At 66.3% G+C, this 13,943-nt stretch carries 8 protein-coding genes and 1 pseudogene; 3 read left to right on the top strand and 6 right to left on the bottom strand.

Annotation, left to right across the window (positions count from 1 at the left end; translation table 11 throughout):
- The first annotated feature begins 215 nt into the window (after positions 1–215).
- The 3 genes from FLG15_RS03020 (at position 216) to FLG15_RS03010 (ending at position 4,703) form a co-directional block, all read left to right on the top strand.
- Positions 216–743: a hypothetical protein gene (locus FLG15_RS03020; RefSeq protein WP_057678715.1), complete on the top strand. Its 528-nt coding sequence runs from the start codon at positions 216–218 to the stop codon at positions 741–743.
- 44 nt (positions 744–787) lie between these two features.
- Positions 788–2,542, top strand: coding sequence for an XVIPCD domain-containing protein (locus FLG15_RS03015; protein ID WP_150145511.1), 1,755 nt, complete (start codon positions 788–790; stop codon positions 2,540–2,542).
- A 175-nt stretch (positions 2,543–2,717) separates the two neighbouring features.
- The gene (locus tag FLG15_RS03010) at positions 2,718–4,703 is read left to right on the top strand and encodes a sigma-54-dependent Fis family transcriptional regulator (protein ID WP_150145509.1); all 1,986 of its coding nucleotides are present in this window, start codon (positions 2,718–2,720) and stop codon (positions 4,701–4,703) included.
- 97 nt (positions 4,704–4,800) lie between these two features.
- Here FLG15_RS03010 and FLG15_RS03005 read toward each other — a convergent pair whose 3' ends face one another.
- The 6 genes and pseudogenes from FLG15_RS03005 to FLG15_RS02980 form a co-directional block, all read right to left on the bottom strand.
- Positions 4,801–7,185: a TonB-dependent receptor gene (locus FLG15_RS03005; protein WP_150145507.1), complete on the bottom strand. Its 2,385-nt coding sequence runs from the start codon at positions 7,183–7,185 to the stop codon at positions 4,801–4,803.
- A gap of 11 nt (positions 7,186–7,196) precedes the next feature.
- Positions 7,197–8,303 carry an S-(hydroxymethyl)glutathione dehydrogenase/class III alcohol dehydrogenase gene (locus FLG15_RS03000; protein WP_057679448.1) on the bottom strand — a complete coding sequence of 369 codons (1,107 nt, stop codon included), beginning with the start codon at positions 8,301–8,303 and terminating at the stop codon, positions 7,197–7,199.
- Between the two features lie 35 nt (positions 8,304–8,338).
- Entirely contained in the window at positions 8,339–9,385 is a 1,047-nt protein-coding gene (locus tag FLG15_RS02995) for a beta-propeller fold lactonase family protein (protein ID WP_150145505.1), read from the bottom strand.
- On the bottom strand, positions 9,382–10,044 hold the full coding sequence (locus FLG15_RS02990) for a c-type cytochrome (protein WP_057679449.1): 663 nt from the start codon (positions 10,042–10,044) through the stop codon (positions 9,382–9,384). The genes FLG15_RS02995 and FLG15_RS02990 overlap by 4 nt, the downstream gene beginning before the upstream one ends.
- Positions 10,045–10,075: 31 nt before the next feature.
- Positions 10,076–11,839, bottom strand: a pseudogene (locus tag FLG15_RS02985) (quinoprotein dehydrogenase-associated putative ABC transporter substrate-binding protein); the annotation flags it as partial.
- On the bottom strand, positions 11,836–13,860 hold the full coding sequence (locus tag FLG15_RS02980) for a methanol/ethanol family PQQ-dependent dehydrogenase (protein WP_342344115.1): 2,025 nt from the start codon (positions 13,858–13,860) through the stop codon (positions 11,836–11,838). The pseudogene FLG15_RS02985 and the gene FLG15_RS02980, both read right to left, overlap by 4 nt.
- Positions 13,861–13,943 lie beyond the last annotated feature (83 nt).

Here is a 13,943-nt window from a genome sequence, read left to right as displayed (position 1 = left end):
CTGCTTCAATCCCCACCGAGATCGGGCACGCTGGCGCCATCCCTTCGCCCGCTGCGCCCGCGAACACCACGACTGCGCCACAGCTGCCTTCGCCAGGCCACTACGCCACAGAGCGCGGCTGGGGGCAGCTCACGATAGTGCCCGAGGCGCAAGATACCGCCAGCTTCTCGCTGGAAACGCTCAACGCCGATGCCAGTTGCAGCTTCAATGGCAAGTTGCGCGACACCCAGGCGGCGGTATACGACGGCGATCGTCCGGGCGCCTGCGCCCTGGAGATCGCCAAGGCTGGGGCAGGCGCCGCGATCCGCGCCGCGAGCGGCAGCGAAAACGCGTGTCGGGAGTATTGCGGCGGCAATGGCAGCTTCGAAGGCGATTACCTGCCGCTGGCGGCGACTTGCGAACCGACAGCCATGCAGCGCACGCGCAAAGCGTTCCAGTCGCTCTACGATCAAAAGGACTATGTGAAAGCAGAGACGACACTGGCGCCGCTTTACCGTAGTTGCCTGGCCACTTCCAGCTTCAGCGACGAAGGGGCGATTCGCAACGATTACGCCATCACCCAGCACAGGCTAGGCGACGATGCCCGGTGCCTGGAGGCACTGGCGCCCTACCGCGACGACGCCAGACGCAGCGATGAGGCCATCACCGACGGCATGAGCCCCGCGATCATCGACGATTACCTGGGGGTGATCCACGCTGCGCGCACCAACCTCAAACTCTGCGGCGACGGCGCGGCGGGCTAGCGCGGATCGCCATCGAAGGGTGCACAACGTTAAGGAGAACGGACATGGCAGACCCAAGTAACGGCACGACCACGACCAAGCCGCAATTAAGCGATACCGAACTGAAGACGCTGGCGTATTTCGCGATCGGCGTGTCGTCCGAGGGCAGCATCGGCCCCAAGAACGTGGCCTACCACCTGTCCTTCGCCGGCACCACCGCCAACGGCAAGATGACGCCGGTAGGGAACAGCGGCTTCACCATCGGCACGCTGCAGACCGACTTCGGCGCACACCCGGAGGTGGCCGCCGACCTGGTGTCCGCCTATCAGACCTGGGCCGCAAAGCAGACGCCGAGCCTGACGCTGTCGGAAAGCGAAAAGGCCCAGACCACCACCGACCTGCAACGCGACGGCAAGGCCATCAAGGCGGACAACAATCGCGCGCTGGACGAAACGGTGCGCGGCAACCTCGACAAGTTCCTGGCGTCCGATGACGGGGTGAGCTTCGTGCACGCTCATGACCGAACGCAGGTCGAGCGCCTGATGCGTCCAGGTGACGGCAACAAGGACCCGGGCGGCGCGCTGCACCAGCTGCAACAGACCGATCTCTACAAGAATGCCAGCCTCGACGACCAAGCCAAGTTCGCGACCGTGGTCATGAAGTTGGAGAACCAGGCGGGCAAGGGCCAGTACCCGAAGATCATCAATGGGATCAAGGACGGCAGCCTGACCAGCGTGGACGAGGTGGTCAGCAAGGTCGATGCGATGCTGCCGAACAAGGTCAAGGACGGCAAGGACATTCCCGACTACATCGAGACCGGGGTCCATCATGCGCTCGCCGGCACCGAGGTCTTCAACAAGCTGCGTGCAGCACAGCCAGGCAACCCGCTGCACGACGCATTCAATGCGGTTGCTGCCGATCCGCTGCGCAGCCCGATCGACTTGAAGAACGACACCGCGCATCCCGATGCGCGTCACCAGTACGACGCGATCAAGACCTTGTTCCTGCAAAACGGACAGGCGCAGAGGCTGATCGTTGCGCTAGATCAGGACACGTCCTTCGGCTACAACGTCAAGAACAAGAGCGGCAAGGTGTCTGCACAGTCGTCCAGCCTGTTCGGCGCGGACAACGAGTTCGCGGTCTTCGACGGCAACGGCCATGGCACGGCCTTCGTCGGCGGCAAGTGGAGCGCGGTGGAACGTGGCGACGTCAAGCGCGTCGGCAATGCCGATCAAAGCGTCGACTTGAAGGTGAGCAAGAACGGCACGACCGACACGTTGCTGCATGTGCCAACACCGGCGCAACTGCGCGAGCGGCGTGACGCGCAGGAAACACCGGTTCCTGCAAGCCCGGCGCCACAGCGTTTGGCACCAGCGAACCCCAACGATCCCGATCACCAGAACCACACCCTGCTCAACCAGATCCGCGATGGCGTCGGCAAGATCGACAAAGACATCGGCAAACCCTACGACGAGGCCAGCGAGCGATTGAGTCGAGCGGCCCTGGCCGCCTGCCGGGACAACCGCGGGCTGTCTGCGCACAACGACTTCCCGCTTGCGTCCAACGCGCTGGATCGCGCGGACGAGGTGACGTTGAGCAGCAAGGGTTACCTGGTCGTTGTGCAGGGCGACCCGCGCGATCCAGCGCACAAGCGCGCCGCGGTGAACGTTGAGCAGGCGCTCAACACTCCGGTGGAGCAATCGGACCAGAAGCTGCAGGCGGCAAACCTGGCGATCGGCAAGGAGCTGCAACAAGCCAGGCAAGCCGAGCTGGAACGCGGCATGGACGTGCCCAACCGCGGTGGTCCAGCAATGGCGTAGGACGGCAGGCGCATGCCGCAGCCGTGCTAAGCGGCGGTATTCGTCGCGCCACCTCGCTGCCGATCCGATTCAACGCATCTGCAATCCCGGCGTTTGCTGCACCGCGGTTTGAGCCGCGCCCCGGTTTATGCGTCACTGCCGCTCTGGCCCCGGGTAGGGACCGAGGAAGCGCCACGTGTCGGAAGTGACTGTCGCCAACCTCCTGCAGGCCACGGCCGGGCCCACGTCCGCTGCCGAGGCCGAGTCCGCGTTGCTGGCGCGGATGCGCCGCTTCCGCCAGATCGAACCGCTGCCGCCGGCGCTGGCGCGCTCGTGGCAGCGCTGCCTGGACGAGTATGGGCTGAGTCCGGATGCTACCCCGTTGCCGATGGTCCACGACGGCAGCGGCCTGCGCGAGCGCCAGCAGCGGCTGGAAGAAGTGCTGCGCATCGCCAAGGTGGAGATGGAGAACCTCTACGAGCAGATCGCTGGCGGCGGCTACGCCGTGGTGTTCGCCGACGCCGAGGCGACCTTGCTGCACAGCGTGCAGGACCCGGCACTGTTGCGCGAATTCCGCCAGACCGGGTTGTTCTGCGGCGCCAGCTGGGCCGAGCGCTACCAGGGCACCAACGGGATCGGCACCTGCGCGGTAGAGCGCAGCGCGCTCGGCGTGCACCGCGGCGAGCATTACCTGGCACGGCACCTGCCGCTGTCGTGCAGCGGTGCGCCAATCCTCGACCCGCACGGGCAATTGCTGGCGGTGCTGGATGCGTCCACGCCGGACGCGCGCGACACCAAGCTGGTACAGCGCCACACCAGCGCGTTGGTGCGCATGTCGGCGGCACAGATCGCGCGTTCGTATTTCCTGGAGCAGTACCGGCATGCGTGGATCCTGCGCTTCCACAGCCGCCCGGAGTTCGCCGGCCTGCTGCACGAGGCGCTGATGGCGATCGACAACGACGGCTGCGTGCTGGCCGTCAACGAAGCAGCGCTGGAACAGCTCGGCAAGGGCGATCGCAGCCTGCTGGTCGGGCGCGACATCTCGCAGGTGATGCAGCTGGATTTCGACACCGTGGAGCAGCGTGCGCGCAATGCTGCCAGCACGCTCTGGTCGATCCGCTGTGCCTGCCACGGACGCCGCTTCTTCGCCCTGGCGCAGCCGCCGCGCCGCAACGTGGTTGCTGGCGGCGCGCACGCCACTCCCGCCGGCGAGGGCGAGGCGACTTACGCACGCGAACACGTCGGCTCCGATCCGCGCATGCGCCACAACCTGGACAACGCGCTGAAGCTGGTCGCGCATCGCGTGTCGATCCTGCTGTGCGGCGCCACCGGCACCGGCAAGGAGGAGTTCGCCAAGGCGGTTCACCGCGGCTCGCCCTGGGCGGCGCGGCCGTTCGTGGCGGTGAACTGTGCGGCGATCCCCGAGGCGCTGATCGAGAGCGAACTGTTCGGCTACGCGCGCGGCGCGTTCACCGATGCTGCGCGCGAAGGCCGCCACGGCAAGCTGCTGCAGGCCAGCGGCGGCACCTTATTCCTGGACGAGATCGGCGACATGCCGCTGCCGCTGCAGACGCGACTGCTGCGCGTGCTCGAAGAACAGAGCGTGACCCCGCTGGGCAGCGACCGGGCGATGCCGCTGGAACTGCACGTGATCAGCGCCAGCCACCGCGACCTGGCGCAGATGGTGGCCGCCGGCGAATTCCGCGAGGACCTGTACTACCGCCTCAACGGTGTGGTGCTGCACCTGCCGCCGCTACGCGAACGCAGCGACAAGGCCGAGCTGATCCGCACCCTGCTGCGCGAGGAAAACAGCGAGCGCAGCGTGCGCATCAGCGAAGATGCGCTGCACAAGCTGCTCAGCTACGCCTGGCCGGGTAACCTGCGCCAATTGCGCAATGTGCTGCGCACGGCGGCCGTGCTGTGCAGTGACGAGGTGATTCGCCTGCCGAATCTTCCACAGGAGATCGTCGACGCGGGCAGCGCACCTTGCCTGGTCGATGCGCGTGCGGTCGCGGCCGACGATATGCCCGGCCGCGTTGCATTGGATCAGGCCGAGCGGCTGGTGCTGCAGCAACAACTCGAACGCCACCGCTGGAATGTCAGCCGCACCGCCGACGCCCTGGGCATCAGCCGTAACACCCTGTATCGCAAGTTGCGCAAGCACGGGCTGGAGACCGGGTGAATCGGGAATGGGGAATGGGGAATGGGGAATCGTAGAGCGTCAGCGCACTGCTTTTATCCATTCCCGATTCCCGATTCCCCATTCCCGATTTCCCGCTTCAAAGCGCCCAGCGCAGGCCGATGAGGTACTGCCGGGGCACCCCCGGTGCGAGAAACCGGGCCGGACCGGTTTCCACTGGCGCATCCTGCGGGCGTGCGAGTTCGCCGTCGGGGAACACGTCTTCGGCCACCGCGGCATAGGTGGCGTAATGGCGGTCGAAGAGGTTGTCGATCCGGGCGAACAGCGACACCCGTGCGTTGATGGTCCAGCGCGCCTGCAGGTCGACCAGGGCATAGCCGGCGGTGCCGATGTCGAGACGCTCGGGCGCGGCCTCGCCTTCTTCGGCATTGTCGACCTGGCCATCTTCGTTGCCGCTGGCCACCCGCCCGGAGACCGCACGCACGCCCACGCCCAGCGTCAGCGCATCGCGTTGCCACTCCATGCCGAGCTTGAGGTTGTGCCGCGGTAGCGCGGCGATCCGCAGTCCCGGCCGCAGCGCGATCACACGCTCGCCGGACAGCAATTGGCCATCGCTGCGGTAAGTGGCATCCAGGTAGCTGTAGCCGGCCGACCACTGCCAATCCCCGCTGCGCAGATGCAGCGCCGCATCCACGCCCTGATAACGCGTGCGGCCGACATTGTCGAAGTAACCCAACTGCGTGTCCGGTGCGCGCAAGAACAGAATGTCGTCGCGATTGTCGGCGCGGTAGACCGATAGCGTGGCATTGCGATCGGCCGATGGCGTCCAGCGCACGCCCAGTTCGTAGGTGCGCGAGATGATCTGCTCCAGGCGTGGGTCGGCCTGCAGACCGGTCGGCAACCGACACGGCTGGGTGGGATCGGCGCAGCCCAATTCGATGGCGGTGGGCGCACGGCTGTTCTGCGCGACCGAGCCGTAGAGCGTCACCGCCGACGCGAGCCGATGGGTCAGACCCAGCGACGGGTTGGCTTTGGCATAAACGAAACGCTCGCGTGGGCGGTCGCCGTCGTCGGCGGTGGAAAGAATGTTGTCCACCACCACATGATTCCAGCGCACTGCGGCGGTGAGATGAGTGGCATCGTCCAGCGCCCAGGTGTCGGCGAGGAACACGCCCAATGTCTGCGTACTGCCGCGCACGCCGGAAAAGAACGCACGGTCGGTCGCGGGATCTGCAACGACCGAGCGGTCGGGCTGCACCCAGCCATCGCGGGCGAATTGCCGATAACGCACATGGCCACGATCGAAGGTGACGCCAGCGGTGAGCGCATGCGCGCCCCATTGCCTGCTCAGATTGAGCGCAACGCCTTGTGCTTGCTGACGCATCTGGGTGGTGTTGAGCGCGCCGGTGTGCAGCGTCTCGGCATCGGTGCGAGAAACATCGCAATCGGCATCCAGTGCGCTGCCATCGGCCGCGTAACCGGAGGCGCACTCTTCGACGAATTCCTCGTAGTCCTGGCCGATATCGCCATTGACGGTGTCGCGGCGCCCGGCGCGCGAGTAAGCGAGGGCGTGCACTGCGGTGTCTTCGTCGAAACGATGATCCAGCTGCGCGGTCAATAACGTGTTGCGATTGCGAGTGAGATCCGGCGAGGTGTACACCGAACGCCGATCGGCGCGGTACAGGCCCTGCTCCGGACCTTCGTCGGTGTAGCGTGTATCCGGCAGCAGACCATTGCCGATCAAACGGCTGCGCCCGTGCAGCAACGACAGGCTCCAATCGGTTTGCTCGCCTTGCTTACCGACCTTGCCGAACACGCTGCCAAGCCGGCCTTCGGAGGCCGCCCGCCAGCCGTTTTCATCGAAGCCGGTCACCGCAACAAAGCCGTGCCAGCCGGTGGCGCTGGCGACGCCGTAACTGGCATCCAGCCGCTTGCGCGCGCCGCTGCCGATGCTCGCTTCCCCCTGTAATCCGGGCGCGGCCAGCCCGGACGCGGTAGACAGCACCACCGCCCCGCCCAGCGTGTTCGGCCCGAACAACGGGTTGGAGCCGGGCATCAGCGTCACGGTGCTGATCGCCGCTTCGGGCAGCATGTCCCAGCTGACGATATCGGCGAACGGTTCGTTCAAGCGCACGCCATCCAGATACACCGACACCCCTTGCGAAGCACCCGGCAGCGCCGAGGCACGAAAGCCATGAAAGGTGAGATCGTTCTGGAACGCGCTGCCCTGCACGTCGTTGCCGTCCACGCCGACGAAGCGGCGCTGCAGCAGATCGCTCAGGTTGTTGCTGCGTCCACGCGACAGTGCGGCGTTGCTTGCCGACTGCACCATGTACGGCAGTTGCGCCGCATCGATGGTGGTGCCGGGGATCGGCGTGGCGGTCACCTCGATACGGTCCAACCAGGTGACTTGCGGTGCATCCGCTGCAACGGCCAGGGCGCTGCGTGCAAGCAAGGCCACCGTACATGCGCCTGCCAGTACATGCCGGTGCGACGTCGCTATCCTGCCTCTGCCTGCTGCCATGTGCGTCTCCTTCAATACACCACGATGGATTTGATGCCGCGTGCCGCACGCAGGTCCGCCAACGCCTGGTTGATGTCGTCCAGCGCCAGCGTGCGCGTGATCAACGGCGCCAGTTGGATGTCGCCGTGCAGATAGCGTTCGACATAACCGGGCAACTCGCTGCGGCCCTTGACGCCACCAAAGGCGCTGCCGCGCCACACCCGCCCGGTGACCAGTTGGAGCGGGCGCGTGCTGATTTCCTGCGTGTCGTCGGCCACGCCCAGAATGACGCTCTCGCCCCAGCCCTTGTGGCAGCACTCCAACGCCGCCCGCATCGCACCGACATCGCCGACGCACTCGAAACTGTGGTCGGCGCCGCCATCGGTCAGGTCCACGATCACCTGCTGGATCGGCGCACCGTAGTCGCGCGGATCCAGGCAATCGGTGGCGCCCAGCGTGCGTGCCAGCGCGAATTTCGAAGGGTCGATATCCACCGCGATGATGCGGCCGGCCTGCGCCAGCAGTGCACCCTGTATCACCGACAATCCGATGCCGCCCAGCCCGAACACCGCCACGCAATCGCCCGGCCGCACATGCGTGCTGTTGAGCACCGCACCCACGCCGGTGGTGACCGTGCAGCCGAGCAGGCAGGCCTGCTCCAACGGCGCATCCGGATGGATGCGTGCGACTGCAATCTCCGGCAACACTGTGTGTTCGGAAAACGTGCTGGTGCCCATGTGATGCAGGATCGGCCGTCCGCGCAACGAGAACCGGCTGCTGCCGTCGGGCATCAGCCCACGTTCCTGGCTGCTGCGAATCGCCTGGCACAGATTGGTACGGCCGGACCGGCAGAACTTGCACACGCCGCATTCGGGCATGTACAGCGGAATCACGTGATCGCCGGGCCGCACGCCGGTCACGCCGATCCCGACGTCTTCGACAACGCCGGCGCCCTCCTGCCCCAGGATCGCCGGAAAGCTGCCGGCAGGGCCATGCGCCAACGCATGCGCGTCGCCATGGCAAATGCCGGTGGCGACCAGACGCACCAGCACCTCGCCGGGACGCGGCGGCTGCAGGTCCACCTCTTCGATGGTCAACGGCTGGTGCGGACCCCAGGCCACCGCAGCGCGTGTCTTCATCCGGCCTCCCTGACGCGCGTCGGCCTGCCGGCCGCTCAGCGCGCGATGATCACGCCCCACGGCAGCTCGCCGACGGGGATCTGTTTGAGTTCGCGCAAGCTGGCGGTGTCGATCACGCTCACGCTGTTGGAACGCCCGTTGGCGACGTAGAGCTTGTCGCCGGCCGGGGTCAGCGCCGGATTCCACGGGCGCTGACCAACCGGAATCTCGGCCAGGCTGCATGCGGTATTGAGATCGATCACGCTGACCGTGCCGGCGCCGCCATTGGAGGCATACAGCCGCGTGCCGTCGGCCGACAGCGCGACGCCGGCGGTGCGCACGCCGGCCGGCAGACTGGCGCGACGTCGACGTGTCTGCAGGTCGATCACGTCCACCACGTTGGCGGTTTCCTGGGCGATGTACACGCTGCGCCCGTCGGGTGCGAACGCCATGCCGCGCGGATGGCCGCTGGTGGCCACCACGCCGCGTGATCGATGCGTGGCCAGCTCAATCAGGTCCATGTCGTTGGAACCTTCATTGCTGGTGAGCAACCACTTGCCATCCGGGGTGTAGGCACAATGCTCCGGCGCCTGCCCGCGCGTGGCGATCACCTGCTGCACGATGAAGTGCGCCGCATCAATCAGCGTCACCTGATTCTGGCCTTCCACGCAGACCGCGAACTGCCTACCGTCCGGCGACAACGCGATGCCTTCGGCGTTCTCGCCGATGTCCACGCTGCGCAACACCGCATCTTTTGCGACATCCAGTTCGACCAACCGGTGATGCTCGGCATCGATCAGGTACAGATGCCCCTGCGGGCCGGGCAATAGCTGCTGCAAGCGCTTGCCGAGCTGGCCCTGCGCGCTGAGCGTACGCACCACGGTATCGGTGTGCGTATCGATCACCGAGACGGTGCCGCTGCGTTGATTGGGCACATACGCAAACACCGGCGGCGTTGCCGGCGCCGGTGTCGCGTTGCCCGTCGTCGCGGGTGCGGCGGTGGAGGCCGGCATGGCAGCGTCGCGCTGGCAGCCGGCCAACAACAGCATGCCCAGCAGCGCTGCTGCCAACCCGCGCGGCCAGGGAGCGCACACTGGCCTCATTGCGCCTTGCCCGCGGTCTTGTTGATCGAGTGGATGAAGGCCAGCAATTTTTCGGTATCGCCGGGCTTGAGCACCGGTGCGAACGGCGGCATCTGCCCGACGACTTTTTCGTGCCCGACGCGGGTCTTGCCGTGGGTGATCATGGCCGCGGTGCCTTCATTGATCAGCGTACGCAGGGTGTCGTCGTCGCTGCCGTACACCCAGATGTCGTTGGTCAACGGCGGGCACATGCCACCGCCGCCGGTCCCGCCGTGACAGGCATTGCAGCCGGCCGAGAAATAGATCTTCTTGCCTTCGGCGACCAGTTCGGGCGTGACCTTGACCTCGGGCCCCTTGGGAATCGGCACGATCGTGGCGGGCGGCGTGGCCGGCGTGGCCGGATCCGGCGCAGGTCCGGCTGCAAGGTTTGGCATCGCAGCAGCGGGTGAGGACGCAGGCGCTGCGCTGCCGGCCACTGGCGCAGGCGCTGGTGCGCTGGCGGCCGGCGGTGGCGGTGGCGGCGCAGCGGCGGCCGGTGCCGGCGGTGCGTCCTTGCCGCATCCCGCCAGCACCACGCTGAGCATCAAAGCGCACAGCGGTGCGCGGGCGGAACGATCGAGATAACGTTGGATGGACGTGCGCATGAACGAACCTTTTTGATCGGAGGGAACGCCGCGCATCCGGGTGCACGCGACGGGTGACGCAATCATTTGGGCGCCGGGCCTCGGCGAGTCGCCTGGCCAGTGCGGTGTCGCCACGTGCCTGCGCCAGGTCCGCAGCGGTCTTGCCTTCGCGGTTGCGTGCAGACGGGTCGGCACCTGCGGCCAGCAGGCGCTTGGCAACTGCTTCGCGCCCGGCCGCGGCAGCCAGCATCAGCGCCGTGACGCCGGCTTGATTGGCGTGGTTGACCTCGGCGCCACGCGCCAGCACGGCCTCCAGAATGGCCGGGTCGTCACGTGCCACCGCAAACATCACCGGCGTGAATCCGGTGGGATTGGCGCGCCGCACATTGGCGCCCTTGTCCAGCAGCGCCTGCACCACGCCCACGTCGGCATAGGACACCGCAAGCTCCAGCGCGCTCCAGCCGTCGCTGGATACGGTGTCCACCGGCGCGCGCTTGGCCAGCAACCTGCCGACACTGCCGGCATCGTTGGCCCAGGCAGCTTTCATCAGCGCGGTCCAGCCGCTGGCGTCGCGCGCCTCCAGGCGTGCGCCGGCATCCAGCAGCAGGCCGACCAGATCCGGCTCCTGGTTGCGGATAGCCTGGTGCAACGGCGGTTCCCCGAGTAGGTTCGCGTGATTGGCATCGGCGCCATGGCGCAGCAGCCATGCCGCACGCACCGCGTCACCCGCATCCAGTGCATGCGAAAGTTCCTGGTTCGGGTCTGCACCCTCGGCGATGCGCAATTGCAGCTGCGCCAACTCTTGCGACGAGGCCGCCGGGCTGGGGGCAGTGGATGCCGGTGCCGGTGTGACATACGGCCCGTGCGATGCCAGATCGCCGGCCACCACGCAGTCGCTGCAGCGCACCAGCGGCACGTGATACCTGCGCAGAATCTCGTCGATCTTTGCCGCGCTCTGCTGCAGCGCCGTGTTCAACGCATCGCGCAGGTCTGCGTTCTTGCGCGACACCGCCCAGGCCATCGAATACTCCAGCACCGCATCGTCGATGGTGTTCAAGGGCACCATTCCCAGACTGTTGCGCTGTGCGTAATACCCGGCCACAGGGCCCCAGGATTCGGCCGCATCCAGCTGGTTGGCAGCGACCCGTTCGACCAGCTTGCCGGGGTGTTCTTCCGGCGCGGTGGCCGAATCGTAGAACAGGTATTGCACCTCACCGCTGATGCCATGCTCGTACAGCGCCTGACGCGCAGGCGAGCTCTGGAACACGCCCAGTCGCAGCTTTTTCAACGCCTGGTCGTCCAGCGACGCTGGCCGCACATTCAGGCCTTTGCGTGTGACCAATACATAGGTAGAGCGATAGAGCGGACGTGTGGTCAGCCCTTGCTCGAAATCGCTGTTGAGGTCCATCAGCACCTCGCAACGGCCCGCGTTGATCGTGCTGCGTGCCAGCCCGCGCTGGTAATAGGTGCGCCACTCGTATTCCAGGCGCCGGCCCATGGCATCGGCCACGACCTGCGCAATCTTGTTCTGGAAGCCCTCGCCGGCCTTGTTGGACAACGGCATGTTGCCCGGGTCTGCGCAGACGCGCAGCACATGCGGGTCCGGTGCTGGCGGCGGCGCAGAGGCCGCGGCCGGCGCTGTTGCCGGCGAGGTGGTTGGTGCCGGCGCCGCAGCGGGCACCGCATCCGAATGAGAAGCGCGAGCCGTCGGTGAAGACGGCTCGCGTGTGCAGCCTGCGGCGACGAGTCCGAGGCTGCACAGCACCAGCACCTGCTGCAGGTGCCGGGTGATGCCGCGCACGCCGGCAGCAAGCGGCCGAGGTGCGCGTCCAACGCCTTGCATGCAGGTCATCGTGCCGTCTTCGCTGCTGCATTGGCGGTACCGCCGCCTGCGGCCGCAGTGGCAGTGGCAGTGGCGGTCACGGTCTTGCCGGCGCCATCGATGCGGAAGCTGTGGACCATGCCGCCGAGCGGAATCTTGTCGAAGCCCGCACCGAACGCCAGCCCCGCCGCACCCAGCGCGCCATACGGATCGGACGGATCCAGGCCCGCCGTGACCGGCAAGCCGATCCACCCGCCGATACCGGAGAACACCGCCACGTACTGATGACCGTTGGCCTTGTAGGCGATGGGATTACCGATGACGCCGGACGGCAACTTGGTCTCCCACAGCTTCTTGCCGGTGTCCTTGTCCACGGCGCGGAACCAGCCGTCCAGCGTGCCGTAGAACACCAACCAGCCGTCGGTGACCAGGGTGCCGCTCCACACCGGGTACTTCTCCTTGATCTCCCACTTGGACTTGCCTTCCACCACGTCGAACGCCTTGACGATGCCCAGCGCCCCCGGCTCGTTCGGCTTCATCATCACGTTGGCGAACACGTACGGCAGACCCATCATGGTGTTGCCGCGCTCCTGCGGTTCCAGCTCCATGTGCCAGTTATTGGTGCCGCAGAAGAACACCGCCGCATTGGCCGGATCCACCGAACACGGCTGCTGGTCCTTGCCGCCCATCGCCGAGGGGAAGGCCTGCACTTTCTTGCCGCGTTCCAGCGGCGAATGCGCGGCCACCTTGACCGGGCGACCGGTCTTCATGTCGATGCGTTCGGCCCAGTTGGCCGGCACGAACTTGTGCGCGCGCAGCAGCGTGCCATCGCGCCGATCGAGCACGTAGGCAAAGCCGTTACGGTCGAACTGCACCACCGAGGGAACCTGCTTGCCGTCGATGCTCAGGTCCACCAGGATCGGCTCGTTGATGCCGTCGTAATCCCACTGGTCGAACGGAGTCTTCTGGTAGCCCCACACCGCCTCGCCGGTATCGATCTTGCGGGCGAACAAGGTCATCGACCATTTGTTGTCATGCTCGCCGTTGTTGCATTCCTCCTGCGAGGTCTTGCCGCAACGGTACGACGGGCTCCACAGGCCCGGATTGCCGGTGCCGTAGTACACCAGCTTCAACTTCGGGTCGTAGCTGTACCAGCCCCACGCTGCACCGCCGCCGCGCTTCCACTCTTCGTTGGGAAAGGTCTTGACGCCCAGATCGCCGAGCTGGCCATGCTGCGGATTGGCCTTGTTGAAATCCGGGCCCAGGCAGATCGCCTTGTCGGTACCGGCCGCATCGCAGGACCATGCCTGCTTGCCATCGGCAAGGTTATAGGCGGCCACGCGACCGAGCACGCCGAACTCGTTGCCGCTGATGCCGGCAACCACCTTGCCGTCGGCGATGATCGGCGCCATGGTGATGGTTTCGCCCTTGTCCGGATGCGCGAGTTTTTGCTTCCACACTTCCTTGCCGGTCTTGGCATCGAGTGCAATCACATCGCCGCTGAGGCTGCCGAACACCAGCTTGCCGTCGGCATACGAGGCGCCGCGATTGACCGTATCGCAGCACGCCACCGCCACCGACCGCTCGTCCTGTTGCGGAGTGTATTTCCACAACACCTTGCCGCCGTCGTCCTGCGCGGCCAGATCGATGGCGAACACGTTGTTGGGATACGCACTGACCATGTACATGATGCTGCCGATCACCAGCGGCTGGCCTTCGTGGCCGCGCGTGGCGTCGGTTTTCATCTCCCACGACATCTTCAGGTTCTTGACGTTGTCGCGATTGATCTCGGCCAGCGGGCTATGCCGGGTGAGTGCGAAGTCGCGTCCCACGCCGCCCCAGTTGTCCGCATTGCTGGCAGTGGCGGTGAACTCGCTATCGGTGTCGACCGTGGCGGCAGGTGCAGCGGCGGGCGCGGTGGCAGGTGCTGCAGCAGTTACCGGCGCTGCAGTTTCGGTCGGCGTTTCTTTCTTGCAGCCAGACAAAACGGCGCTCAGCGCAAGCATGAGCAGCGCAGCGCTGGGTACGCTGCGACAGGAAGATTGGTGCATGTGCGTCTACCCCTCTCGTTTGAACAACCAGTCGGTTGAAACATCCCGCAACGCAGCCACTTTCACCGCCGTTACGATGCGGA

The sequence above is a fragment of the Xanthomonas phaseoli pv. dieffenbachiae genome, assembly GCF_008639345.1.
GTDB lineage: Bacteria > Pseudomonadota > Gammaproteobacteria > Xanthomonadales > Xanthomonadaceae > Xanthomonas > Xanthomonas phaseoli.
Note: the sequence above shows the minus strand (reverse complement) of the source record. Positions and strands in the feature narration are given on the sequence as shown.